The following is a 24,631-nucleotide window of genomic DNA, read 5'->3' on the forward strand; positions in this document are numbered from 1 at the left end:
GGCAGCCATGCCGTCCTGGGCTGCCTTCTTCCAGGTATTGATCTGGCTCGGGTGGACGCCGTACTTACTGGCCAGTTCAGACACCGTGCCTTCCTCACGAAGGGCAGCCATCGCCACCTTCGCCTTAAACTCAGGACTGTGTTTCTTGCGGATATTCTTCATTTAAACCCCTTGGCCGGTGGCCACTATAGGGGCAAGATTATATCTAAGCCAGCTGTCCAGTTTTCGGGGACCACCTCACACATCGTCTTTCCAGAATTGCGCCACGACATCCAATTTCGTCACCGCCGGGACGCCGCGTCAAATGAGAGGTTGTTACGGGTGCCCCATTGCCCGTCGCGGTCTGCATCCGGCGCGGTTGCAGACACCTCGTTTCGTCTTGTCGTCTGAGGCGCTCATTCAACCTTGGGGGTGTCAGGCTAATTTGAAAATTAGCCTCAAGTTCGACAGTCCACCGTCAAAAAAGAGGTCTAATGTAAATTTTTTGGTAGCCAAAAGACGAAATAGCGGAGCTAATTTAAGGCATTTGGATAGGAATGGATAGGAAAGCCTGTTCGCGTATTCCTGTCTTAAAAAGTTTACGTTTACGTTCACGTTTAGGTCATACTAAATATGATATACGAAAATAAGAACGTCGTTATATGAGGCGAAGAGTTTGTGAGGCCCTTACACAACATGTTTGTCATTGTTCAGACTTTTGCAAGTTCCAGGCGCCGTCGTCGTCGATCTAGCTATTTTTCGCCCACCGCGAGCCTTACAGGGGGCATTTGAATGGTCGGTTAGGCAAGGGCAGAACGCCCTACCCTCATAAAAGCGTGCTCGAACGCCATAGAATCCATCGTCTTTCGTCTGATGTCTATGAGCGGTCGCGGCATCCCCCACATTCACTAGTGTTTGCCGCGCGTGGGGCGGCGCGTAAGTGTAAGGTATTGTGAGTATGTGTGCGGAGACACGGCTATCGTCACTCCATCTTTTGAGTGCGGCGGAGATTGCGTTAAATATCGGCTGGATCATGATGTCGTCCTTGGATGATGAATGGCGTCTGTCCCATGGCATGTTGCGACTTCTCGATTTTCCAAACACCCATCTGAGCGCGCATTTGCTTGTTCTGACATCCATCCATTCAGATGATCGTGCGCGTTTTAAAGAGAGCCTTGCCCTTATGGTCCGGGGCATCACGCCGCCAACGCAGGTGTTTCGAATTTTGCGGCAAATAAGGGGGATAGGTCAGGCAGAGTTTCATTTTCAGGAACTGGCGGACAGCGCCGGGCGCGCTATGTACGTTTTGTTCGCGCGTGAAGTGACGACGGAACACGCGGTTTCCCTCGCATTCGCCGACACGGCAAGTCGGCTGGACATGTTCATGGACGCGTTGGATGTGGATTGCCTTTGGCGCGGCAATCTGAAGGGCGTCTCGTTTGCTTCGGCTGGGCGGGGGATGCTGAAGTATGAAAGTGCCGATCTGCGCGTCAACTGGATTGAGCACATTCCCAATGAAGATCGCGCGGCCCTTAACAGGCTTGTCGATAAGCTGATCGAGACCGACGCGCGGTTTCGTATTCGTGTCAATATTCTATGCGCGGACCACGTAGTTCGACCTTTCGATTTATCGGGCGTCCCGATTAAGGGGCCAATCGGCGAGACTGCGGAATGGTGCGGCACCTTTACGAGAGTTTTCGGGCCAAGCCCATGCGGTCAAGAGGAGGCGGTTGCGCAAATTCTGCCGTTGATGACCGGCGCAGAGGTGCGCGCGGCGTGCGGGCTGCTTGGCTGGTCTTACCTCGATGCCGCTCGACACTCCGGGCTCTCCAAAGCGACTATATTCCGCTTCGCCAGCACAGAAGGTTCCTTGCATGGTATTTTCAAAGCTAGAAGCGTGGCGGCCTTTCTTCTAGCAATCCTCGATCATGGCATTTTCCTGGATTTAAATGATGCAGATGAGTTAAGTTTGAGACTTGTTCGACGGGAGAAAAGGGCTTGCTGACCTTTGCCAAAAGCGCATCGCATGTAAGGGCACGTGCCGGGACCAAACAGGTACAAAGGCCGGCAACGTCCAGCGCGCCATTAGAGCGGAAATGTAGAGAATGGAGGCCACGGAAGGCGGTTTGGGGGTGAGGGCTGTGTCATGGCTGTTTCCCTCGGTCGTCGAGCCGACCTCTTCGCAACCTCGCAACAGGGCGCTAGCTCTGGCCAGCAGATTTAAGTTCAGTAACTTTGAAAACCAAGGCCGCCGGGCAAAATTTGGTGAAGGCGAATTGAAACAAATTTGCCCCTACAAACACGGTAAGCCAGACGAAGTAAGGACTGACCCAGTGAGTTAAGGCGACACTCAGCAGGATCATAAATCCGGCAAAGGCAGGCACAGCCCGTTCAATTGTCATGACTGTCTCTCCTCTTTCAGCTTGTGGGCGCCCCTCAGATCCAGCGCCATTTTCTCAAAGAACATTTCGCTCTTGCCGGCCTTGACCTTGCCCAGGAAGCAGCTTTCAAAGGCCGCCCTGGCCAATGAACCCACTTGCCAGATGCGGACCAGTTGATGTTGCGCGGCGGGATCTGAGGCTGGGCAAAGACGGCGACCCTGCCATCTCCAAAATTGAACGGTGCCCGAAGCCTGAGTGTCTGGTTTGGGCGGATACTGCTGAAAACGTCCGCAGCCGCATCGTCTCGACAATTTCGCGAACGCAACGACGGTCGCTGGTGCATCGCAAAAGATCCCTTAAATTAAGTTAGGGAAGCCGCTTGAGGCCAATGGACAAATTCGTGGTGCCGCTTTTGTCACGTTTTGCCATCGGCCTCTATGGCCAACTTTTTCTTCGAACATGGCGCGAAATCGGACTTTTTCAACACTCGGCGCATGGCAGCCTCAGACCTCAGCAGGCATGCGTTCACGTTAGCCGACTTGTCGCGCGGTCAGCCGCTCAACAAGGAAATCAACAAAAACGCGGACACGAGCGGGCATATGGCTGCCGCCCACAAAGACCGCATGGATTGGCTCGCGATCTTGGGGATTGAAATCATCGAGGAGAACGACAAGTTTGCCGGCGGTAATCTCGTCAGCGAGATGGAAATTTCCGACCCGGGCAATGCCAACACCTTGTAGAGCCAATTGTACAAGGGTCTCGCCATTGTTGGCTTCGATAGTGCCCGAAACACCTAGCGCGTAATCGTGCCCATCCTTGCGGAAAGGCCAGCCGGGTTCGATACGGGGGAAGTCGAAATTTAGGCAGTTGTGACCAAGCAAATCTTCAGGCACCAGGGGCGTGCCTCTACGCGATAGATACTCCGGCGAGGCGACGATGGATCGTCCTGTGTCGCCAAGGCGTCGGGCTGTCAAAGGGCTATCCGACAGGGGGCCAAAGCGGATGGCGACATCGGCGCGGCCGCCCAGAACGTCCACCAACGTATCGCTAAGGCTGACATCGAGCCGTATCCCCGGAAACCTGTCCGAAAACTCCCCTAGCAAAGGCACTATGACCAGCCGGCCGTGCGCCAAGGCGGCGCTGACCCGCAGGCGCCCCTTCGGAACGCCCTGATCGGCGATGGCGTCTTCGACTTCAGCCAGGTCTGCAAGAATGCGCGCGGCCCCGCGCGCGTAGGCTTCCCCCTCCGGTGTCAGGGTGATTGAGCGTGTTGTGCGCACAATTAAGCGCACACCCAGGCGCGCTTCTATACGCGTAATTGCCCGGCTCACGGCAGAGGGGGTGAGCCCCAGCCGTCGCGCCGCGGCCGAAAGACTGTGCTCACGTGCAACGGCGGCGAACGCTTCCATCTCGCCTGACCTGTCAGCCATCTCACGCTTCATTTGTGAATCCTACGCACAGAACCTTGTCGTGAGGCCCACCTACACAACGGACTTTCCATCATTCATATGCTTAGTGCATATAATTAGGATAATTTCAATGAAACCCAATCTTCCTCTTCTTGCCCTGGCAGCAGGCGCGTTCGGCATCGGTGTGACGGAATTTGCGCCGATGGGCCTCCTGCCGATCATGGCTGCGGACCTGGGCGTGTCCATACCCGCAGCGGGATTGCTCGTCAGCGCCTATGCCATGGGGGTATTGATCGGTGCGCCCATCATGACCCTCACGACGGGACGGGTCCCCAGGCGGACATTGTTGATTGGACTGATGGCCATATTCACGGTCGGCAATCTCGTGTCAGCCTTGGCGAACGATTATACCCTGCTGCTGATCGCCCGTGTGGTGACATCGTTTAATCATGGAGCCTTCTTCGGTGTCGGGGCCGTGGTGGCGTCAAGTTTGGTCCCACCAGATCGGCGAGCCGGGGCGGTCGCGGCCATGTTCATGGGGTTGACGATCGCGACTATCGGGGGTGTGCCACTTGCCACCTGGGCCGGGGAGGTTATGGGCTGGCGCGCCGCGTTCTGGGGTATCACCGGGCTTGGTATCATGACCATGATAAGTCTTCGGGTATCTTTGCCAGCGCTTCCCGCCGATAGGAACGCCGATATGATGACGGAATTGCGCGTCTTGAGGCGACCCGCTGTGCTGGCAGCCCTGGCCCTGACTGTTATGGGGGCGAGTGCGATGTTCACCGTCTTCACCTACATTGCCCCTATCTTACAATCAGAGACGAAAGCCTCCTCCGCCTTCGTGACGGCAATGCTGGTCATCTATGGCCTGGGACTGACCGCTGGCAATTGGCTTGGTGGCCGATACGCCGATCGCTCAATCGATGCCACTTTGATCGCCACGCTCTTTGGCCTTGTCGTGTTGCTGGTGGCTTTTGCTTGGGGTATGCGCTGGCCGATACCTACGGCCGTGCTGATATTCCTTTGGGGTACGGCGAGCTTTGCATTGGTGCCGCCCTTGCAGACACGGATCATGAATGTTGCGGCAGACGCGCCCAATCTCGCCTCAGCTATGAACGTCGGTGCCTTTAATCTGGGCAACGCCTTAGGGGCTGCGCTGGGTGGGGCCGTCATCTCTGCGGGGCTGGGTTACCCCGCCGTGTCATTAGCCGGCGCAGTCATGGCAACCGCAGGACTGATCATGGTTCTTTGCCTGCGTGGCAAACCAGAGGCGAAGGTGGCTGAGCCGCAAAAGTGCAGGTAAAACTAATACGGGGCGACCAACAAGATGACCTTACGGCGGGTTGACGCGGTCAAGCTGAGCACCAACACCTTCAATCGTGAGACCCTGCGGATATCGATCGCGAAATAGACTTTCCCCATTCGAGCCAGACTTGCCTCGCACCGATTTTCCCGGTGCGGCGCTTTTTTGGGGGGGGACGCCCGGAATTTAATGTCGGGTTTTGCCGTCGTGGAGCATCTTAAATGAACCGGTACCTTAACCGTATTCATAACAACGATCCGCCGATCTGACATGTAACTGTCATCCAGGACCTGTAGAGCGACACCCGTGAGGCCAAGACGACGGCATGATGACGTATCAAAGGCGGGGACGTGTGGCGCCGAACCGGCATAATCAGGAATGGTCAGGCATACATGCGGTGGTTCGCCGCTATGCGCTGTCACGTCTGCGCCACAAGGAAATGGCTGAGGATATCGCCCAGCAGGCCGTGCTCAAAGCCATCGAATACCAGCAGGACAATATCGTCATCAGCCTTCACGCCCTGGCGCTGCGCATCGCGGCCAATCTGATCCATCTGCATTACCGGCAATCGCGCCCATCGGATTCTCTTGATGCCGCCGAAGATCTGGCCTGCACCGAGCCCTTGCCCGATCGGGTGGCCGAAGGGCGTGAAGAATTCAAGGCCATACAGGTGGTTTTGGCCCGGATGCCGGCCTTGCGCCGTGACGTTTTCCTGCGCCGTCGCCTTGACGGCCAGAGTTGCGACGATATCGGCCGCGCGCTCAACCTAAACCCCAAGGCGGTCGAGAAACATATTACGCGCGCGCTTGTCGATCTTAAGGCGGCACGTGTCAAATGGCAGGAAGACGCCCCTGTGTCGCCCGTTCCGGAGGCCTGCGACCATGCATAACCTTCAGGCTTTTGAAGATATGGACCGCGAGGAAGCTGCCGCCTACTGGGTCATGGTCATGTCGGGTCCCAACGTACCGGCGCATCGCGAACGGCTGTTCGAGACGTGGATATCCGCCGACCCCGGCAATGCCATGGCCTATGCCGACTGCCTCGCCTGTTATGACAGTGCGTCCTTAGGGGAGGCCGCGCTTGTGGCCAGAGCCAAAAGCTCGCAGCACCGGTCGGTCGTCTGGGGCGGCGCGCTGGCGGCTTCGCTGGCGCTGGTCATGATCGGCGGCGGTATGTGGTTCGGCGGATTGCGCCTGCCCGGAGCGCTGCCAGCGGAAAAAGGCTACACCCAGACGCTTGAGACGACCCCCGGTCAGATGCTGACGGCGCGTTTGCCGGATGGCAGTCAGGTCGTCCTGAACGGTGACACGCAACTCAGCGTCCATTTCGCAGGGCGTGATCGTGCCATTACGCTCAGGCGCGGTGAAGCCTATTTCGATATCGCCCACGATGTTACACGCCCCTTTACGGTCGAGGCGGCGGGCTCGCATGTGCGCGTTCTGGGTACAGCTTTCAATATCGATCTATTGCCGGCGGGGGGCGCCGAAGTTGCCGTTTATCGCGGACGGGTTCGCGTCGAGGCCCACCATGAGGTCCGCGATCTCGGTGTCGGCGAGCGCGTGCTGACAGATGGCGCCCTGATACCCGCCGCCTTCGATGTCGCCGAAATGCCGGACTGGCAGGGTGGCTGGTTCGAGGCCGACAATATTTCGCTGACGCGGCTGGTGGGTGAGGTCAACCGTTTCTCGTCCGTCCCGGTGCGCATAGATGCGCCGGATCTGGCGGCGCGCAAGATCTCTGGCCGCTTCAAGGTATCGGATACGGACAAGGTATTGAAGAGCCTGAAGCAGGTTTACGGTATCAAAATAGTGCGCGAAGAAAACGTCATTGTACTGACGAAGTCATTGTAGGTCATAAATAATTCATAATATTCCGTGTCGGGTGATGCGTCTTTTTTTCATCTTCTAAAGGCGGGGCCAAGGGGGCTGCGTTTACTGGAGATCTAAACGTGAAGACGAAATTTAAACTTGCGCACGGTCTATCTGCGCTGGCTTTGGTCGTTGCGGGGCTGTCCGCGCCGGCTATGGCGCAGGCGCAAGCTGCCACCCAGCAACAGGGCTTTCGCATCGCTGCCAAGGGCCTAGCCGCGGCGCTCAAGGATTTTTCACGCGCCACCGGCCTGCAGGTCGTGGCCGATCCGGATTTGCTGACCAACAAGCGTTCATCGGCGGTGTCCGGCAACCTGACGGCCAGTGCGGCGCTTGCGCAATTGCTAGCGGGCACCGGTCTTTCCGGCCAGATCGCTGACGGTTCGGTGATCATCCGCCGCTCGGCCGTTGCGGCGCCGGCTGCACAGAATGACATCGCACCCGAAGAAGCGGCGACAGAGGTTATTGTCACCGGTTACGCCAAGGCGATGACCGACTCCGTCGAGGACAAGCGCCGCAACAAGACCATTTCGGACCGGGTCAGCGCCGATGATATGGGCAAGCTGCCGGTGGAGAACGTCGCCGAGGCCCTGGCCAAGGTGCCGGGCGTTAACGCCGTGCGCGACTCACGCACTGGTGAAGGCGACCGCATTACCATTCGCGGTCTATCGACGGAATTGAACAACTACACGATGAACGGTGTGAAAATGTCGGGCGCCGGTTCACGCGATGCTCAGTTCTATCGCGGCGTGCGCCTGAGCTTCCTGCCGCCCGAAGGTATTGCCGGCATCACGGTGCACAAGACCATCATGCCTAACATGGATGGTGACGCCCTTGGGGGCACGGTTGAGATCGATACGCCCACCGCGTTCAACTACAAGAAAACACACCTGGGTCTGTCCGTTCAGGGCAGCGTGATGGACAAGTTCGACAACCCGACTTCAGCGAAGGGGGCATTGTCCTTCGCCAAGAAGTTCGGCGACCGGTTGGGCGTGTTTGTCACCGCCTCCTATTCGAAGCGCCAGACTCAATTTGAAGAAAACGGCGGCGATGGCGATAGCCAGCCGCGCACCTGGTACTCGAATTCGGAAACCCTCGATGCCGATCTCAATGACTTCGTCTTTCGTGGCATGCAACTCGCCACGGGCCACGCCGAGGTCGAGCGCAAGGGGCTGAACTCATCGCTTGACTGGCATGGCGATGACCATCAGTTCCACCTGCGTGGCACCTATAACGAATACAATAAAAAGGAATTCTCCACCCGCCTCAATTTCCGCAATGATACGGGAAAATTTTCAACGCGTCTGTCGCAGGTCGACAAGACCGACACCTCTTTGGGTAATCCCGATGATATGATCACCGGCAGCGATAAGCGTGGCAATATCTACGGCTATACGACCCGCCAGATTGTCGACCGTGACAAGGATGGTGTCATTACGGACAAGGACAAGTCGACCAAGTCGCTCTATTCGCTCGATGGTGGTTCGGGTGTCTGGGACCCGCAAGGTTTCCGTATGCGCCGCTTCTGGGAAGGCAGCTATTCTACCGGCCTGCTCAGCTCATTGAATGCTGGCGGTGTCAGCCGCTTCGGCAAGCTGACTCTCGATTACGACGTATCGGTCTCGGAATCGCGCGATGAATCGGACGGCGACTACGAGATGGAATTCCGCACCGACATGTACCACTGGCTGGGCAATAAAGGTGTTGGGGTCGATTCGTCAGGTGACAGCCGATACCCGAAGTGGGTGCTGAACCAGGCAGGCCTGGAAGGGGCGCAAGACCCCGCGAATTTCAAGTTTGCCAGCATGGAGGCAGGAGTCTCGTCATCGACCGAAAAGCTGAAGCAGGTGCAGCTCAATGCCAATTATGAGTTCGATCATGACTGGCTGCGCAACATCAAGGCCGGCGCCAAGTTTTACAAATCGGACCGTAAGAAGTTCGAGGGCAGCTTTCTGAACTTGTCTCGCAGCGGCACCCTGGCTGATTTCGCGCAGTTCTACGACACGCCGGTGACCGATCTCTTCGATGGCCAGTATACCGGCGATCATCGGCTGGGCATCGTGCTTGATGATGACAAGATGCTGGCGGAGCTGAACCTCGCCAATGCGGGCAAGAGCACCTTCTTTACCGGCACGGCGCTGAATGCCGACGATCCCGTGATTTCCGACGAAGATACCTTCAAGTTCAACGAGCAGGTGACCGCCGCCTATGTCATGGGGGAGGCTGTGTTTGGCAAGCTGAATGTCATCGCCGGTGCGCGCGTCGAAAAGACGGAAAACACCATTACGGCCTATACGATGGACCAGAAACTCGGCAACGAGTACAGCGTGAGCAAGAGCGAGTTCACCAATGTCCTGCCGTCGGTGCACGCCACCTACAAATTCCGGCCAGACCTTTACTTGCGCGGTGCTGTCTGGACGAGCTTTGCCCGCCCCGACATCGCGCGGATGAGTTCGGCCAGCGAGTACAGCTACAATCAGGATCCAGACGGTGATGGCACGAACAATCCGGTGGCCGACTGGCTTCTGGTGGCGATCGAAAAGGGCAATCCTAATCTGAAGCCGATGAAGGCGATCAATGTCGATCTGTCGCTGGAATGGTATCGCGGCAAGACCGGGGCCTATTCGATCGCGCTCTACGACAAGAACATCAAGAACTTCCTCTTCCGGTCTTCGTCATCGAACATCCGCAATGGCACGGCCGGCGAAAATGAAGACCCAAATGGCGTCATCATCACCATGGCCAACAATGGCAAGAAGGCGCATGTTCAGGGCATCGAAGTCAGCGCCCGTCAGATCTTTGACGGACTGCCATCGCCCTATGACGGTTTTGGCGTATCCTTCAACGGAACCTTCCAGTCCTCAAGTGCGGTAACCGGCATGAGCTGGCATCCGGAAGGCTACGAGCTGCCGCTCATGGAAACGCCGGAGAAGGTGCTGAACCTCGAACTGTTCTACGAAAAGTACGGGTGGGAAGCCTATCTTGCGGCCAATTATCAGTCGGAAATGCTGTCGAGCATCCAGGACTTCGGCAACAATCCGTATGAGCAGGACTACACCTTCGTTGACCTGAATCTGCGCAAGAAGCTGACGCCGAAAGCCACGGTCAGCTTCAACGTTCAGAACCTGTTCGACAGCCATACCTACTGGCTGTCCTACGGTCCGACGACCGCCTCCAGCCGTGCCTTCACCAAGAACGGCCGCACGATCAGCCTCAGCTTTAACTACATTTACTAAGTTTCCCCTGTGCGTAACTGGCGGAGCCTCCTTGTGGGGCTCCGCCGTCTTTTTTTGGAGTATTTCATGTCTAAAGTCTTTGCCGCGTCGGGTCTCAGTCTCGCCGTCCTCATGCTGGCTGGCAGCGCTCAGGCTGAGCCGCGCGTCACCTCTACGACCCCGGCGCCGGTTCAAGCGGCCGTAACACCGCCGCGAGCCCCTTTGACGCCTGCCACAGCCGCGCCCGAACGCATCATCCTCAACCTGACGAACGACCCCCAGCACGAAATGGCGGTGACCTGGCGGACCAGCGCCGACCGCCCAGCGGGCAGGGTGCAATACGCCGTCTCCGAACCCGGCCCGAACTTCGTCAAAAACACCCGCGAGGTTATGGCGAAATCCGATGTCCTGACGCTGGATGTCGAGGAACAGGCCGGCTTCAAGGCGCGCTATAATTCGCTCGTCCTGACCGGACTTGAGCCATCGACGCGCTATATCTACCGCGTCGGCGACGGCACAAACTGGTCGGAATGGTTCCAGTTCTCGACGGCCGGCAAGCCGGGCGAGCGCTTCAGCTTCGTCTATATGGGCGACGCCCAGAATGATATCCTGTCACACTGGTCACGGGTCTTGCGCGAATCCCAGCGCGAGGACGGCAAGGCCGCCTTCATGTTGCACGCCGGTGACCTGATCAACCGTCACAATGCCGATCTGGAATGGGGCGAATGGTTTGCCGCCGGTGGTTTCATCCACGCCCAGACGCCGTCGCTGATGACGCCGGGCAACCATGAATATGGCCGCCCGATAGATGCGACGGGCGCGCGCTTGTCGCCGCAGTGGCGGGCGCAATATACCTTACCGGAAAACGGCCCCGAAGGCCGCGAAAAGCTGAAGGAAACCGCCTTCTACGTTGATTATCAGGGTGTGCGCGTGATTTCGGTGGATGCGCCGCTTTTGCATGGCGATCCGGCGGAGCGCGCGGCGCAGGTAAAATGGCTTGAGGATCTTCTGGCCCATAACCCGAACCGATGGACCATTATCACGCTGCATTTTCCGCTCTATTCTTCCGAACCGGAGCGTGACAATCCCGATGTGCGCGAAGCCCTGAAGCCCTTAATCGACAAGTATAGGGTCGATCTTTTGCTGCAGGGCCATGACCACGGCTATGCCCGCGGCGCCGCTCCGACCCCGACGGGTGAGGCACGCTCCGACGACAACGCCACGGTCTATGTCGTGTCCGTCGCCGGCCCTAAAATGTACGCGGTTTCCGATCTCGCCTGGGCCGACCGCAAGGCCTCGCAGACCCAGCTTTTTCAGGTGATCGGTGTCGAGGGCGATGATCTGATCTACAAGGCCTATACTGCCAATGGTGTGCTTTACGACGCCTTCAGCCTGCACAAGAATGCACAGGGCCTGAAGACCCGTACCGATAAGAAACCGGGCACTCCGGAACTCTGGTTGCCCGGCAAGAAGGTGTCAAAGAACGGTGATCTGGCGCAGTAGCGTCAGAAGAGAGTCGCGTTAACCAAAAATTAGCGTTATGGTCTCGCCCGGTGACGACTGAGTAGAGTTTGATATAACCCTTCCTCTGACAACCGGGTGCGACCATGTCTCTCAACGCTGACTTCATTTTTGAGACGCGCGATATCACGACATCCCTTAAGCGAGACCTCGGCTTGCCGCAGGATGTCTGGTATCTTGTTCTCGATGCCAACCTCGATCATGCCTATTTCATGAACACGCAGTTTGAACTGCACGAGCATACTCTGGCCGGTGACGTCCGGCCTGTGGTCGAAGCGGCGGTTCGCAACAGGATCGCGCCAGCACGCAGCGAACTGCCTTATCGTCACTACGAAGGCGCCTGAACAGAAAGCTATATTTGATCATGCATCGCATGACAAAGAGGCTTTTAACAAGAGCATGAGCCTGATGGATCCGTAAGGATCAGGTGCACCTTCGTCGTAATCCGTACCGATGGCCTGGGCGCCCGCATCGACCGCCTCATCGAAGCGCTTGAGATCGTGGATAGGGGGTTCCATCGTCTTGGCACCGGCGCGTGACCCAAAGAAGAAGCCTTGCTTGATCAGTTGGGTGATATGGCCAGATCCCGGGCACGGGGAATGATGAACGATTGCGCGCGTATCCGCACGTCCGCTGGAAAGGGGGGCGATGCTGGAGGATGCCGTGGTTTTGCACGCGCGGTTTGTCACGCTTCCTGCGACCCACGAGGTCAGCGCGACACCGATGGCGCTCAAGGCCGCACCACATATTGCCGCCCCGGCGGGCCAGCTTCCCAGTCTAAACCGTTGCTTCATTTTGTCACCCGACCCCACACTCGATGCGAGTCCTGCTTAAATATCAGGGGCTACAACGGGCGCGCGCCTTATGAACGATGGTATAACTCCCATCGGTTCTTCGATTATCGGCGAGATCCTATTGAGCGCTGCCGTTTGGTGGGCCTTCGGCTATCTGCTTGACGCGATCCGTTGAAGAAAGATCCGCGCACCCCTTTTTCAATAAACGCGCGCGGACCTCATTCTGACCGAAGTCATACATCCGGTCTGCGCGTTGACCTCGTTGGCAGGTAGCGCGTAGGCCGGATAGCCGACGAATCCTCTCGACCGTCGGCTTTTAGAAAATTGTCACAAGTTATTTTGCGTCGCAATACGGAATGTTTTGCGATGAGTGCAAAGAGTTTAGGCGCACGCGCTCGGAGCGGCATCACAGGGGCAAAGACGTCAAAGCGCTGGCTTTGCCTGTCTGGATTACGGAGCGTCCTATCTCGGCCGCGAAAGGAGGGATTGGCCGGCCACGTCGCGCCGAACACATATGTGTGCAAGCAAGATCGACACAAAAAAACTGTCCCAGACCATCGAAGGCGAGACCTTGGTTGTCGATAGGCGGTGCAAGCGCGATGATCGTGCGCACGACAAAGGCGCGGACGACAAGCACGAGGGTTTAGCCGTCGCTCTAACTTAAAGCCTGCCGGCGTCTTAGGCGACTTGGACGTGTCAGATGTCGTTGAACGCGCAGGGGACAATGGCCGATGGAGGGCGGGTTCCTGCACGGACGCAACGCATGAGGCTGTCGGGGCTCAGGTTCAGATTGACGAAGTGCTGCCTTGCCTCGATAGACGTCGTTCCTTGATCTGGCTTTGGCGACTGCGCCGCTGCTAGCTTACCAATATTCACGGACGGCCAGAAAGGCCAACAGAACAAGGGCGACCGGCAAAAGCGCCACGGCGACAACGGTCTCTTTTGCAGTCCGGTGGGTCGGGATTTCGTAAGGGGTCATAACGGCACGTCTCCTGTTTTAGGACGGGAGGTTTGCAAGTTGCACGCCGGGGACGTGGCTCAAAAGCGTGGAGGCCTGCCCACGCATTGCGCGGTGCTGAGCGCGGTTGCAATCCGTTGCGTCATCTCTCGATGCTGTCAGCAATCCGGCTGGCCGTGTCTGCAAAACCCAGTGGAGCCCCCGCTGAGCGGGCGGGGGGCAGACGGTAAAAGTGACCAAATAAAATTTTACCCTACGGATGTTCTTTGCGATTGACTTGCAACCTCACAAACAGTAATTGCGATTAATTCTCATTAAATGTTTCTGGGGTTTATGATGTCGTCCAAACTTTTATCAACCAGCGCCCTCACGGGCGTTTGGGCTGCGCTGGCCTGTGTCTGTGCATCCGCCGCCTTTGCAGCGCCAGACGCACCTGCGCAGGTGCCAGGCGATGCTGCGGTCGAGGTTGTCGTCACCGGCCAGAAGGTCAGCCGTTCCTTGCAAAAGACGACCGACTCTGTTGCCGTCACAAGCGCGCGCAAGATCCAGGACGAAAACCTTCAGGATATCTACGACGTCTTCGCCCGCACCGCCAATGTGACCGAGACCTATGGCGGCACCGGTTTCAGTATCCGCGGCATCCGCAATGACAGCATCACCGGCGGCGGTGCCGGTTCGCTGTCCACCATCTATTTCGACGGCGCGGCCCTGCCGGATGGTGCCGTCGCCTCGACACCGCTCGACATGTGGGACGTGCGTCAGGTCGAGGTATATCGCGGTCCGCAATCGACCCTGCAAGGCCTGAACGCGCTTGCGGGCGCGGTTATCATCACCTCTGTGGACCCCTCCAATGCGTGGAACGTCAAGGCCCGGGTCATGGGGGCAGACTCTGGCGATCGGTCGGTTGCGGTCGCCGGCGGCGGCCCGTTGGTCGCTGACAAACTGGCCTTTCGGATCGCGCTGGAAGACAGCCATACAGGAGGGCTGGTCTATAATCCAACCCGCAAGGCGTATGTTGATGAATCGGACGTCCTCAATGCCCGTGCCAAGTTGGTGTGGACGCCGACGGTAAATGTGAAGGTCGGGCTGACCTTAAGCCACGTCGAACGCGATGGCGGCTATCTTTATACCTATTCCCGCACCGACGTGCCGAACTGGTACGATAACCGCACCGATTATTCGAATTCGCCCAATGATGGCAGAAATCGCACAGATATTGCTACGCTCAAGGGCGATTATAACCTGTCTGATCGCTGGACGATGAGCGCCGTTGCGTCCTGGAACCATGTTAAGACCTACGGCTCCTATGACGGTGATTATACGGCGGCTGACGTCGCCTACGGCGTAAACCGCTTCGAAGACAAGACCTTTTCGCAGGAGTTGCGCTTCAACTATAAGGGCAACCGCCTCAACGGATTGATCGGCGTTTATCACGTCAAGCGTGACAGTGCGACCGTTACCGCCAGCCTGACCAATGTGGCCTTGCCCAAGACGACCCTTGCCAACGCCCTGATCGCCTATGGTCTGCCTGCCACGACAGCCCGCGCCGTTGTCGATCTCTATGCGGCAGCCTTCCCTGTCATTCCTGTGGATTTCGCAGCGAACACGCCTCAGACGACAGAAAACGCCGCCATCTTCGCGGACGGCACCTACCAGGTGACAGACAAGCTCTCCCTGATCGGCGGTTTACGCTACGACTACGAAGATTACACCACGGGCACCAGCGCCACGGCCAAGCTCAAGGGTGCTTATCCTGATCCTGCCGGTTACGGCGCCTACGCGCCGCTTATCACGGCGCTCAATGGGGCTATCGACGCGCAGGTGACCTCCGCCGGCCAGACCACGCCGGCCTCGACACGCACCTTCCGCGCCTTTTTGCCCAAGGCCGGCGTGAAGTACACTTTCACGCCTGACATATCCGGCAGTTTCACGGTGCAGCGCGGCTACCGTGCCGGCGGGTCGTCGGTCAATACGGCGCGCTCGTCGGTCGTGGCCTATGATCCGGAATATACCTGGAACTATGAGGCCTCGCTGCGCAGCGCCTGGTTTGATGGCAGCCTGATCGTCAATGCCAACGCCTACTACATCGACTGGACCGATCAGCAGGTGCTCGTTAATCTCGGCCTCAACGCCTATGACTACCAGACGGAAAACGCCGGCAAGTCGCATCTCTACGGCTTCGAGGTCGAAGCCTCGCAGCGCGTATCCTCCGCCTTCCAGTGGTACGGTTCACTCGGTTATTCCCGCACAAAATTTGATGAGTTCGTCGTCAAGAAGGGCAGCTTGTTCGCCGACTATACCGATGCGGAGTTTGCCTATGCCCCACACTACACGGTCGCGCTGGGCGGCACCTATCGCTGGACGAATGGCATCTTTGCCAATCTGAACGCCAATTACAGCGCCGGCGCCTATAGCGGCACCGACGTCACCGAACAGGCCAGTTACGATGTCGATGCCAAGACCCTGGTCAACGCCAAGGTCGGCTATGAGGCCGAGCATTGGGGCCTCTATCTCTACGCCAGCAATCTGTTTGATGAGCGCTATGTGTCCTATTATCGGGACAGCTTCAATCTCGGGCTACCCGGTGCGCCGCGCAAAATAGGCATCAGTCTGGAGACGCGCTGGTGACGCCGGTCGATCTCTTTCACGGCCTCACGGCGGAAGCGCTCGCACTTGCGGGCGCTTTGGCGCTTCGCAGGGCATGGATCAAACCTGACGGCTTGCGCCCCTGGCTGATCGCCGGCGGCTGGCTGCTGTGGCTTGTCGCTGTGCTCTTTGGGCAAGGGGTCTGGGGCAGCGTGCTTGGCATTGCCATCGTGGTGTCGTTGATTTGCATGACCGGCGCTTTGGTCGTGCTTAGCAATGTCGAGCGCCGCAATGTGAAAACACGAATGCCGCGCGAAGCCGCTCTGGAACCATCTGATCGCAAACGCGTGATGTGGCGTGGCTGGTTGCGCGGCGTTCTGGCAGGGCCTCTGGCCGGCATGGCTGCCTTGGGCGTAGGCCTGGCCATCGCCATCTGCTCGCCGGGGCCACCGCAAACGCGCATGGTCATCGGCGGTCTGCTGGTACCCTTCCTGTGGGCCGGCGGCATGGCCTGGACCTTGTCCGACAACAAAATTATCCGCGCCACCTGCGTTTTGGTGGGCGTCGCGGCCGTGTCCTTGGGCGCGGCCTTTCTCAAGGGGAGCATCGCATGAGGGGGCAACCTATCTGGCCACGTATCGCACCAGGCTTCGTGCGCGCCATGCTGGCCGGCCATTCGGCGCTTGGATTGGCCTTCGCCGCTCTGATCTGGCTCGTTTGCTTCACCGGTTCGGTCTGTGTCTTCACGCAGGAATTCGCCCGCTGGGAACAGCCGGTCGCGCCCTTGAGCGCAGCCGTCACGCCCGAGGCGGCCAATACCGCCTTCCAGGAAGGCATGAAGCGAATGCCCTGGGCGCATGACGCCTATATCGGCCTACCGACCCAGGCTATGCCGCGCCTAAGCATCCGGGCCTCGACCCATGAACCGTCCGAACGAGAAGGTGACTGGGTGGCAGATGCCAACGGCCATCTGTTACAACCTACCCAAGACCGCTGGTCGGACTTCCAGGCGCGCCTGCACTATGAATTGCACCTGCCGCGTCCGTGGGGGGGCTATCTGATCGGCCTGATCGGTGTGGCCCTGCTCAGTTCGATCATCTCGGGTGTGTTGTCGCATCCGCGCGCCTTTAAGGACGCCTTTTCTCTGCGCATGGGGGGTGCCAAGCGCTTGCAGGAGGCCGATCTGCACAATCGTCTCGGTCTGTGGGGCCTGCCATTTTACCTTGTTGTCTCACTGACCGGCGCCTTTCTTGGCCTCACAACCCTGATCGTCGGTGTCCTGGCGTTGGCTGTGTTCAAGGGGGATGTCAAACAGGCCTACGCCCTGTTCCTGGGGCCAACGCCGATCGATAATCCGGCCGCGGCCCCTCCGCCCGACCTGACCCGGATGTTCGCCTATGTGAAAGCCGACGCCCCAAGGGCGGAGGTCCGTTACATTATGGTTGAGCATCCGTTCGAGACGGGAGGACGATTCAGCTTCAATGCGTCGACGCCCGGCAAGATATCGCGTGGTGAAACCTACGTGTTTGCGGCCGACGGCACGTCTGCGGGTGTGCTCGGCTACGAAAAGGGCACGCTTGGTCAGAAAATTCTTTCGGGTGTAGCGCCCATCCACTTTGGCTGGTTTGGTGGTCCGGTGGTCAAGTTCATCTACGCCATTCTCGGCATGGGGCTCGCTTCAATCACCTCATCCGGCGTGGCGATATGGATGGCGCGCCGTCGTGACAAGGGCAAACCAGCGGAGACCTGGGAGCGTCTGTGGGCCGCCTTTGTCTGGAGCCAGCCCTTAGCCTACGCTGTCACCGCCAGCGCGGTTCTTTTGACCCCGCCGGACAGCGCCGACGATCTTCTGCTCTCGGTGTGGGGCGGCGTGACCCTTGCTTCGATGTTGTTACCCATCGTCATGCGTCCAAAGCTGATCTCCGTGACCTTGCGCTCTTTAGGCGGCGGGCTTCTCCTCGGTCTCGTCGGCGTGCATGTATGGCGGTTTGGCATCGTGCCCGTCGATCCGGTGGCGCTGATCGTGGATCTATGCCTGGTGCTGATCGCGGTCAGTATGGTCTTAAGCGTTGTCTGGAGGCCCCATGTGAAACCGCACCGGTAAAGCGGGCGTCTATCGGTCTGGTGCGCCGACGATGCAGCTTTCGGAGACGGCTCGCCGGTCGCGGGCCTCGACCGAATGCGGCAATATATCTATGACCCATGGACGCCACGCTATCGACGATCGTATCACGCCATTGGTGCGTGTGATGCCGGTGGCGTGGCACGAGGAAGAGGCCCTGAATATGCGGTGGGTTTCATGGGCTGTTCTCTGGCGCAGAGATCGATCTTTACCGGATGCTCTGGCGGGACGGGGTGAGGCACCGCCATTGCCGTTGGCGCAACCCGGTTCTGCTGGGGACTCGGTTCTGAGGCGTGAGGCGTTGAGGGGCACAAAGGCGGTCATGGCGCTCACCGGTGGCGACATGTCCGAAGCGGCCAGGCGCCTGGGTCATGACCGCCGTTCACTCCCGCGAAAGCTAAACATACTGACATAACGATGCCGGCGAGGGCACGATACGATCGGTCCGTGTCCAGACGTGGTCTGGACACATTGTGAGCTGTGGTGTCGAAGGCATGGGAGCGCTGATGGCAGGCGCCAGCATGCGTTCAGAGTTTCGTCAGGAGATCCTGGCCCAGCGGCGCCTGCGCCCGCCGGCTGTGGCATAAATGCGCGCATTTGCGTTATTTCGCCCTTCAGGCGAAGGAGATGCCATCTCCTGCGTTGCACATTGGTTAATATTTGTTAACTCTAGGGCAGGGACGCCAAAACGGCATCCGGTTCTACGGGGGTAGAGGTGGGCTCGTTATTACCTGACTCGATCGATGTGGCGGCAGGGCTGGTCTTTGTGTATCTGTTGATGAGCCTGCTCACAACGGTCGTACGCGAGGCGATCGAGGGCATGTGCAAGCGCCGTGCTGTCAATCTCGAAAAGGGTTTGATGGAGATCCTGTGCGATCATCCGCCCGAACACGCCACCAGCAAGACGGCCAAGATCGGACCGGATTTCACCGGCTACGAGATGCTGAAAAATTTCTACGATCACCCGCTTACCATGTCGCTCTATCGTGGGCGCTATACCGCGCCCAATAAACGTGCGCTGTTGGGCGGGCGCAACCTGCCGTCCTATATCCCCAGCGGTCACTTCGCGTTCGTGGTGCTTGACATGCTGGCCAGCCGCGGCGGTCAGCAGACCGAAGGCCGCCTCGACCCGCAAGCCATCCTGGCCGCCTCGCGTGACTTGCCCAATGCCCGTCTGGCGAAGATGGTTCAGTTTGCCGTCAGCAATTCGGGCGGTGATATCGATAAGGCGCGGCTGTTCATGGAAAACTGGTACAATGCCACGATGGACCGCGTTTCGGGCTGGTATCGCCACGAAACCCAGACCCTGATCTTCTGGCTGGCCTTGGTTGTGTGCGTTGTGCTGAATGTCAACACGGTGGTTATCGCCCAGAGTCTTTATCTCAGTCCTTCCTTGCGCAAGGCGGTCGAGGCATCGTCGCAGCAATATTATACGACGCACTCGACGCTTGAGACCTCTCAGATGACGCTGGAGTCATCGAAGAACCCTTTAAGTGCGCTTGACTTGCCGCTTGGCTGGAACGACACGACGATCGACACCATGAATCACCTGTTTCGCTTCTGCAGTCCGAAAGCTTCCGGTGGCTGTCCGGAGCCCGTCAAGGTGACGAAGATGCCGAAGTGGGCCGGCACGACCTGGGACAATCTGCCGACCAAGCTCAGCGCATCGTGGCAGAACATCTCGGAGCGCACGGTCAATCTCTACAGAGGCACACCATCGCTCGGTGACAATGCCCTGTTCAATGTCCTGCCCTTGATCTCACTTTTTATGGGCTGGCTCATGACCGCCTTTGCCGTCACGCTTGGGGCACCGTTCTGGTTCGATATCCTGTCCAAGCTGATGACTGTGCGCTCAACACTCAAGCCCAAGGATGGGGGTGGCGGGGTGACCGGTTTCGATGGTCTGGGCGCACTGGCCACGGCCTTCGCCCCGGTGCCGGCCGCCACTCAGACGACGGCGCAGATTGCCTATCAGCCGGCACTGGTGGCGTCCTCGACGGCGGATCCGCATCACGACGACGGCGACCTCGCTTATCTCAAGGCGCTTGATCCCGCCATGCGTCCGCGCGACGCTTGAAACAGGGTAGGGGGTCATGACCATCATCACGCCCGAACGGTTGCAAACCTTGGCCCCGACCATCCGGGCGGACCGGGCGGCGGCCTATGCGCCGGCGCTGGAAGCCTCGCTGGCCACGGGCGAGATTACCACGCGCCTGCGGCTGGTGCATTTCCTGGCACAGCTGGCGCATGAAAGTGGCGGGTTTCGGGCCCTGGTGGAGAATCTAAACTACAGTCCCGAAGTGCTGCTGGCGGTGTTTCGTGCCCGAGTGCAGACGCTGGCCAAGGCGCAGGAACTGGTGGCGGCGGGCAAGGACGCGATCGCGGAGTTCGTTTATGGCCAGCGGCCGGCGCTTGGTAATGTCAATCCGGGCGACGGTGCGAAGTTCATCGGGCGCGGTTTTATCATGATCACCGGCCGCGCCAACTATACCACCTACGCGGCCATGATCGGCCAGCCTCTGGCCGATCAGCCGGCCCTCCTTGAGAACCCGACCTTTGCTGCGAAAGCTGCAGCCGCCTTCTGGAAGCAGAATGGGCTGAACACCCTGGCCGATGCCGATGATATCGAGGGCATTACCCGCATTGTCAATGGCGGGGTGAATGGTCTGGCCGATCGTCAACAATGGCTGGCGCGCGCCCAGCTGGCCTTTCCAGTCCTGGCGCCGGCTGAGCCCGTCAACAGCTTCAGTCAGTATTTTACGCTCGATGAGCTGACCCATACCGAGCATCGCACCATCGACAACACGCCGCCAGCCGAGATTGTAACGACGCTGAAAGCGACAGCGCAGCAGATGGATCGGGTGCGTCATCTGCTCGGCAAACCGATCCGTGTGAACAGTGGCTATCGCTCGCCAGCGCTCAATGCGGCGGTAGGCGGTGCGCCGACCTCGGCCCACATGGCGGGCTATGCGGTCGATTTCGTCTGTCCGGGCTATGGCACGCCGCTGCAGATCTGCCAGAAGATCGTGGCTAGCGACATCAGATACGATCAGTTGATTCAGGAAGGTTCCTGGGTGCACATTTCATTTGATCCGCGGCTGCGCATGAGACAGATGACCGCCACCTTTACGGCGAACGGCACGGTCTATTCGGATGGCGTGTCCGGGCCTTAGATAGCGGACACTGCCGGTGCTTAGGATCAGGGTCGTATCTTCGTTCATGTTCCTATGTATGAACCGTCACGGACCAAAGCCGGCTCAATCAGCTGCTGGCAAGGATTGTGCGAACATGACCTGCGATCGTTTCGGTCAGGCTCTGACGCAGACGTCGCTTTCTGCGCGTTCTCGATCGGTTTTTGCCTTCGATGTCTTTCGTGAGATCGTGGCTCGTATCTACGGGCATGACATAGTAGTTGGGTTTGCACATGCCGCCGTTCATGAGCCAGAGATCGTCATAGACGGACACGCTCGCCTTTGGCTTGTCATGAACGACCGGTTGACTGTGGGCGCGAACACCGCAGATCTGATCAATGCCCAGAGCGAGAGCCAGGCCGCGCATGGCGATGATTAACATGTTGGCGGGCGTTATCTCACCGTTGGCTTTTGCGGCATGGCGTACCTGTTCGGCAGAACTGTGCAGACCTTGTGAACCGCCAATAAACAGAACCTGAGGACAGGCCTTATTGAGGATTCGACCCGGCACGAAGGTAAAGCTGAGCTTATGCAGGGAAAGCCCGTCCAGATGGTGCTCCAGCAGAAGGTCGCCTTCAATGACCGTTCTTTCGGCGATTTTCAGCGTGATGGATTGTGATGTGCCGGGGTCAGAGGATTGCCACAGCACGATGCCGCGCCTGAGCTGGCGCATGAGGTTCTGTGAGGTGAATGTCCTGTCGAGAACATCGCACAGATTCCCCTGAATGATCAGGCGTTCGGCAGTGGTGAGGAAGGTTGCGAGGTAAGGGGTCAAAAACTTACGGTTATAGAGGCCCTGGTCCCTGGGCACGACTTGCCCGTAGCCGCTGGCGAGGAATTTTCTATAGAACGACATATAGGGTAGGACATGACGCGCCAGAGTGATGGCTCTGGAGGCGCGTTCCACCAGTTCACGCCTCGCCGTCGAATCGAAGAGATCCTGCCGCTTTAGATGCTTTACGCCCGTATCCACCGTCGCCCCCCAAGGTGACATCGTACAATCAAGATGCCCTGTGACGAGTAAAGGGCGTCGCTGTCAAGGCCTCTGCGCGATATAATTTGCTATTGATGGTAGCGTTGCACGTCACGACACATCGTGAACGAAAGGCATGATCGTCAGGATCACCTTAATCGTACGAAGGGTATAACAGCTAAGCGAAGGTGGTATCGATGGTGACGCCCTGTTTCAGCGTCTTGGTGACGGGGGTGCGTTCGGTCACCTGCGCCAGGCGTTCAAGCTGCTCAGGGCTGAAATCGCCATCGAGCTTGACTGTGCGCTCGATGATCTCCTTGTCGCCTTCGCGGTAAAAATGCAGGGCCACGTCGATGCTGCGCAAGGTCCAGCCCTTGCGGTCAGCGTACATGCGCAAGGTAATCGCGGTGCAGGCGGCCAGGGATGAGAGCAGAAAATCGTAAGGCGCCAGACCCACATCCTTGCCGCCATTGCTGAACGGCTCATCGGCGAGCAGGGTGCGACCGGAGACCTTGATGGTGGTGGCGTAAGCATCGCCGGTGGAAATGTGGGCAGTGGCGCGGGCCATTGTGGAGATCCTGTGGATAAAGGGCGCGCCCTTATCGGACGCGCCCTGGAGATTTAAGTCTTGCTCAGCCTACTGTCGAGGCCGACGCTTAAGTTAAAATCTTAACCGTGCAGCTTGATGGCCGTTTCGGCGATCTTCTGGCCCTGATAACGGGCGCCGGTCAGTTCATTCTCGGTCGGCTGACGCGAACCGTCGCCGCCGGTGATGGTGGAGGCGCCGTAGGGGCTGCCACCGGTCACTTCATCCAGCGTCATCTGACCGGCGTGGCCATAGTCCATGCCGACCACGACCATACCGAAGTGCAGCAGCGAGGTGATGATTGAGAACAGGGTGGTTTCCTGACCGCCGTGTTGCGTGGCGGTCGCGGTGAAGGCGCCGCCGACCTTGCCGTGGAGCGCACCGCGCGCCCACAGGCCACCGGCCTGATCGAGGAAGGCGGCCATTTGCGAAGCGAGGCGACCAAAGCGCGTGCCGACGCCGATGATGACGGCGTCATAGTTTTCCAGGTCGGCGATGGTGGCGATCGGTGCTTCCTGATCAAGCTTGAAGTGCGCAGCCTTGGCTACGGCGTCCGGGGCGGTTTCGGGCACGCGCTTGATATCGACCTGGGCACCGGCGGCGCGGGCGCCTTCGGCCACGGCCTTAGCCATGGTTTCGATGTGACCATAGGACGAATAGTAGAGAACAAGAACCTTAGCCATGATGATATTCCTTGAGTTTGAGGGGAGGGTTTAGAAGGTGTTGGTGATGAAAAGCGAGCAGAAAATGACAAGCGGCTTCAGTTGCGCCTTAGATAATCTGTCCCATGCGGCCGGCATAGTAGTCGCGAACGGTACGTTCCATCTCGTCGATAGTGTTCATGACAAAGGGGCCATGCCGTACGATCGGGGCATCGAGCGGGTCGCCGCCGACGATCAGGATTTCACTGTCCTGATCGGCCTGCAGGGAAACCGTATCGCCCGCGCCGAAGCGCACGAGGTCGCCGGGCTCGACCGTCTGGCCAGGCAGAATGGCTGCGCCGGTCATGGTGTAGAGCGCCAGTTCCTGGGCGGTGTGGGTGTCGAGTGTAAGCGATCCGCCGGCTTTCAAGGACGCATGGATGACCACGGGATTGCCATGGCTGTCGAGCGGGCCGGCGACATCACCGACGTGACCAGCGATGATGCGAGCTTGGGCCTTATCGCCTTCGATCAGCGGAATGTCGCTGGCGAGGACATGCCGATAGGCCGGATCGTCGTGCTTTTTACCCTTGGGCATGTTGAGCCAGAGCTGGATGCCGTGGTTGCGGCCACCCGTGCGACGGATTTCGGCGTCGGGGCCTTCGTCATGGACGATGCCGCGGCCGGCGCGCATCCACTGGACTTCTCCGGGCTGCATGACGCTGGTATTGCCCAGACTGTCCTTATGGATACTGCGGCCTTCCAGCAGCAGGGTCAGGGTTTCAATGCCGGCGTGCGGATGGGCCGAGGCGCCCTTGGCCTCACCGGGCAGGAAGTCGATAGGGCCGAAATGATCGAGGAAGATGAAGGGACCGACCGCCTCATAAGCCTTGGCCGGAATGGCGCGGCGCACGTCAAAGCCGTCGCCTTCCAGGGTTCGGAAAGCGGTATGCGTGCTGGTGATAGAGCGCTCTCTGGTTTGGGTCAGGGTGGTCACGATGGCAATCTCCTTGAAAAGGTGTCTGCGTGTTGTGTCGACACGTGATCTTTAAAACAATTACGTTGACCGGAAAATTAGTATAATTCAGAATGAACTTTTCA

General features: G+C 58.6%; 21 protein-coding genes. 13 read left to right on the plus strand and 8 right to left on the minus strand.

Annotated features, from left to right (window positions below; all coding sequences use genetic code 11):
* Positions 1 to 162, minus strand: a 162-nt coding sequence (locus B060_RS25300) for a transposase (protein ID WP_018082795.1), incomplete at its 3' end; no start/stop codon positions are given.
* 862 nt (positions 163 to 1,024) lie between these two features.
* Between B060_RS25300 and B060_RS0119840 the strand changes: the two genes are divergently transcribed.
* A complete protein-coding gene (locus tag B060_RS0119840) occupies positions 1,025 to 1,984 on the plus strand; it encodes a PAS domain-containing protein (RefSeq protein ID WP_155847910.1) in 960 nt (319 codons plus the stop codon).
* Positions 1,985 to 2,180: 196 nt separating this feature from the next.
* On the opposite strand, the gene B060_RS0119845 is transcribed toward B060_RS0119840, so the two are convergent.
* On the minus strand, positions 2,181 to 2,381 hold the full coding sequence (locus tag B060_RS0119845) for a YgaP family membrane protein (protein WP_018083561.1): 201 nt from the start codon (positions 2,379 to 2,381) through the stop codon (positions 2,181 to 2,183).
* Between the two features lie 509 nt (positions 2,382 to 2,890).
* Complete coding sequence (locus B060_RS0119855; protein WP_018083563.1) at positions 2,891 to 3,802, minus strand: LysR family transcriptional regulator; 912 nt, start codon at positions 3,800 to 3,802, stop codon at positions 2,891 to 2,893.
* A 97-nt stretch (positions 3,803 to 3,899) separates the two neighbouring features.
* Here B060_RS0119855 and B060_RS0119860 point away from each other — a divergent pair, with 97 nt between their 5' ends.
* The 6 genes from B060_RS0119860 (at position 3,900) to B060_RS0119890 (ending at position 12,023) form a co-directional block, all read left to right on the plus strand.
* The gene (locus B060_RS0119860; RefSeq protein WP_018083564.1) at positions 3,900 to 5,075 is read left to right on the plus strand and encodes an MFS transporter; all 1,176 of its coding nucleotides are present in this window, start codon (positions 3,900 to 3,902) and stop codon (positions 5,073 to 5,075) included.
* A gap of 325 nt (positions 5,076 to 5,400) precedes the next feature.
* Positions 5,401 to 5,964, plus strand: coding sequence for an RNA polymerase sigma factor (locus tag B060_RS0119870; RefSeq protein WP_081606950.1), 564 nt, complete (start codon positions 5,401 to 5,403; stop codon positions 5,962 to 5,964).
* Positions 5,957 to 6,925 carry a FecR family protein gene (locus B060_RS0119875; protein WP_018083566.1) on the plus strand — a complete coding sequence of 323 codons (969 nt, stop codon included), beginning with the start codon at positions 5,957 to 5,959 and terminating at the stop codon, positions 6,923 to 6,925. Before B060_RS0119870 ends, B060_RS0119875 begins: the two co-directional genes overlap by 8 nt.
* Before the next feature lie 98 nt (positions 6,926 to 7,023).
* On the plus strand, positions 7,024 to 10,179 hold the full coding sequence (locus B060_RS0119880; protein WP_023447421.1) for a TonB-dependent receptor: 3,156 nt from the start codon (positions 7,024 to 7,026) through the stop codon (positions 10,177 to 10,179).
* Positions 10,180 to 10,245: 66 nt separating this feature from the next.
* Positions 10,246 to 11,661, plus strand: a complete 1,416-nt coding sequence (locus B060_RS25305; protein ID WP_023447420.1) for a purple acid phosphatase family protein — start codon at positions 10,246 to 10,248, stop codon at positions 11,659 to 11,661.
* 104 nt (positions 11,662 to 11,765) lie between these two features.
* The gene (locus B060_RS0119890) at positions 11,766 to 12,023 is read left to right on the plus strand and encodes a hypothetical protein (protein ID WP_018083569.1); all 258 of its coding nucleotides are present in this window, start codon (positions 11,766 to 11,768) and stop codon (positions 12,021 to 12,023) included.
* Between the two features lie 18 nt (positions 12,024 to 12,041).
* On the opposite strand, the gene B060_RS0119895 is transcribed toward B060_RS0119890, so the two are convergent.
* Positions 12,042 to 12,473 (minus strand): Ca2+-dependent phosphoinositide-specific phospholipase C, encoded by a 432-nt coding sequence (locus B060_RS0119895; RefSeq protein WP_155847909.1) that lies wholly within the window; start codon positions 12,471 to 12,473, stop codon positions 12,042 to 12,044.
* Between the two features lie 1,294 nt (positions 12,474 to 13,767).
* Between B060_RS0119895 and B060_RS0119915 the strand changes: the two genes are divergently transcribed.
* The 6 genes from B060_RS0119915 to B060_RS27805 all read left to right on the plus strand — a co-directional run bounded on the left by B060_RS0119915 (position 13,768) and on the right by B060_RS27805 (position 21,312).
* Entirely contained in the window at positions 13,768 to 16,059 is a 2,292-nt protein-coding gene (locus B060_RS0119915; protein WP_155847908.1) for a TonB-dependent receptor, read from the plus strand.
* A complete protein-coding gene (locus B060_RS0119920; protein WP_018083575.1) occupies positions 16,056 to 16,631 on the plus strand; it encodes a hypothetical protein in 576 nt (191 codons plus the stop codon). The genes B060_RS0119915 and B060_RS0119920 overlap by 4 nt, the downstream gene beginning before the upstream one ends.
* Positions 16,628 to 18,121, plus strand: coding sequence for a PepSY-associated TM helix domain-containing protein (locus tag B060_RS25310; protein ID WP_018083576.1), 1,494 nt, complete (start codon positions 16,628 to 16,630; stop codon positions 18,119 to 18,121). Before B060_RS0119920 ends, B060_RS25310 begins: the two co-directional genes overlap by 4 nt.
* Positions 18,122 to 18,461: 340 nt before the next feature.
* The gene (locus tag B060_RS28520) at positions 18,462 to 18,554 is read left to right on the plus strand and encodes a helix-turn-helix domain-containing protein (protein ID WP_425304003.1); all 93 of its coding nucleotides are present in this window, start codon (positions 18,462 to 18,464) and stop codon (positions 18,552 to 18,554) included.
* Between the two features lie 300 nt (positions 18,555 to 18,854).
* Positions 18,855 to 20,216, plus strand: a complete 1,362-nt coding sequence (locus B060_RS0119935; protein WP_018083578.1) for a hypothetical protein — start codon at positions 18,855 to 18,857, stop codon at positions 20,214 to 20,216.
* Positions 20,217 to 20,232: 16 nt separating this feature from the next.
* On the plus strand, positions 20,233 to 21,312 hold the full coding sequence (locus B060_RS27805) for a D-Ala-D-Ala carboxypeptidase family metallohydrolase (RefSeq protein ID WP_201768127.1): 1,080 nt from the start codon (positions 20,233 to 20,235) through the stop codon (positions 21,310 to 21,312).
* 88 nt (positions 21,313 to 21,400) lie between these two features.
* Here B060_RS27805 and B060_RS0119950 read toward each other — a convergent pair whose 3' ends face one another.
* From B060_RS0119950 to B060_RS0119965, 4 genes are all read right to left on the minus strand, one after another.
* Positions 21,401 to 22,303 carry a DUF535 family protein gene (locus B060_RS0119950; protein WP_157405681.1) on the minus strand — a complete coding sequence of 301 codons (903 nt, stop codon included), beginning with the start codon at positions 22,301 to 22,303 and terminating at the stop codon, positions 21,401 to 21,403.
* A 178-nt stretch (positions 22,304 to 22,481) separates the two neighbouring features.
* Positions 22,482 to 22,871 carry an OsmC family protein gene (locus B060_RS0119955; RefSeq protein ID WP_018083580.1) on the minus strand — a complete coding sequence of 130 codons (390 nt, stop codon included), beginning with the start codon at positions 22,869 to 22,871 and terminating at the stop codon, positions 22,482 to 22,484.
* A gap of 101 nt (positions 22,872 to 22,972) precedes the next feature.
* Positions 22,973 to 23,572, minus strand: a complete 600-nt coding sequence (gene wrbA / locus B060_RS0119960; protein WP_018083581.1) for an NAD(P)H:quinone oxidoreductase — start codon at positions 23,570 to 23,572, stop codon at positions 22,973 to 22,975.
* Positions 23,573 to 23,660: 88 nt separating this feature from the next.
* Complete coding sequence (locus B060_RS0119965; RefSeq protein ID WP_018083582.1) at positions 23,661 to 24,527, minus strand: pirin family protein; 867 nt, start codon at positions 24,525 to 24,527, stop codon at positions 23,661 to 23,663.
* Positions 24,528 to 24,631: the final 104 nt, after the last annotated feature.

This window comes from Asticcacaulis benevestitus DSM 16100 = ATCC BAA-896, assembly GCF_000376105.1.
Classification (GTDB): domain Bacteria; phylum Pseudomonadota; class Alphaproteobacteria; order Caulobacterales; family Caulobacteraceae; genus Asticcacaulis; species Asticcacaulis benevestitus.

Bases quoted from the DNA above. Each gene is read 5' to 3' on its own strand.
- B060_RS0119915 (WP_155847908.1), top strand. From the start codon at position 13,768: ATGTCGTCCAAACTTTTATCAACCAGCGCCCTCACGGGCGTTTGGGCT.
- B060_RS28520 (WP_425304003.1), top strand. From the start codon at position 18,462: ATGGCGCTCACCGGTGGCGACATGTCCGAAGCGGCCAGGCGCCTGGGT.
- B060_RS0119955 (WP_018083580.1), bottom strand. From the start codon at position 22,871: ATGGCCCGCGCCACTGCCCACATTTCCACCGGCGATGCTTACGCCACC.
- B060_RS0119855 (WP_018083563.1), bottom strand. From the start codon at position 3,802: ATGAAGCGTGAGATGGCTGACAGGTCAGGCGAGATGGAAGCGTTCGCC.
- B060_RS0119870 (WP_081606950.1), top strand. From the start codon at position 5,401: ATGATGACGTATCAAAGGCGGGGACGTGTGGCGCCGAACCGGCATAAT.
- B060_RS25310 (WP_018083576.1), top strand. From the start codon at position 16,628: ATGAGGGGGCAACCTATCTGGCCACGTATCGCACCAGGCTTCGTGCGC.
- B060_RS25305 (WP_023447420.1), top strand. From the start codon at position 10,246: ATGTCTAAAGTCTTTGCCGCGTCGGGTCTCAGTCTCGCCGTCCTCATG.
- B060_RS0119845 (WP_018083561.1), bottom strand. From the start codon at position 2,381: ATGACAATTGAACGGGCTGTGCCTGCCTTTGCCGGATTTATGATCCTG.
- wrbA (WP_018083581.1), bottom strand. From the start codon at position 23,572: ATGGCTAAGGTTCTTGTTCTCTACTATTCGTCCTATGGTCACATCGAA.
- B060_RS0119895 (WP_155847909.1), bottom strand. From the start codon at position 12,473: ATGAAGCAACGGTTTAGACTGGGAAGCTGGCCCGCCGGGGCGGCAATA.
- B060_RS0119890 (WP_018083569.1), top strand. From the start codon at position 11,766: ATGTCTCTCAACGCTGACTTCATTTTTGAGACGCGCGATATCACGACA.
- B060_RS0119875 (WP_018083566.1), top strand. From the start codon at position 5,957: ATGCATAACCTTCAGGCTTTTGAAGATATGGACCGCGAGGAAGCTGCC.
- B060_RS27805 (WP_201768127.1), top strand. From the start codon at position 20,233: ATGACCATCATCACGCCCGAACGGTTGCAAACCTTGGCCCCGACCATC.
- B060_RS0119860 (WP_018083564.1), top strand. From the start codon at position 3,900: ATGAAACCCAATCTTCCTCTTCTTGCCCTGGCAGCAGGCGCGTTCGGC.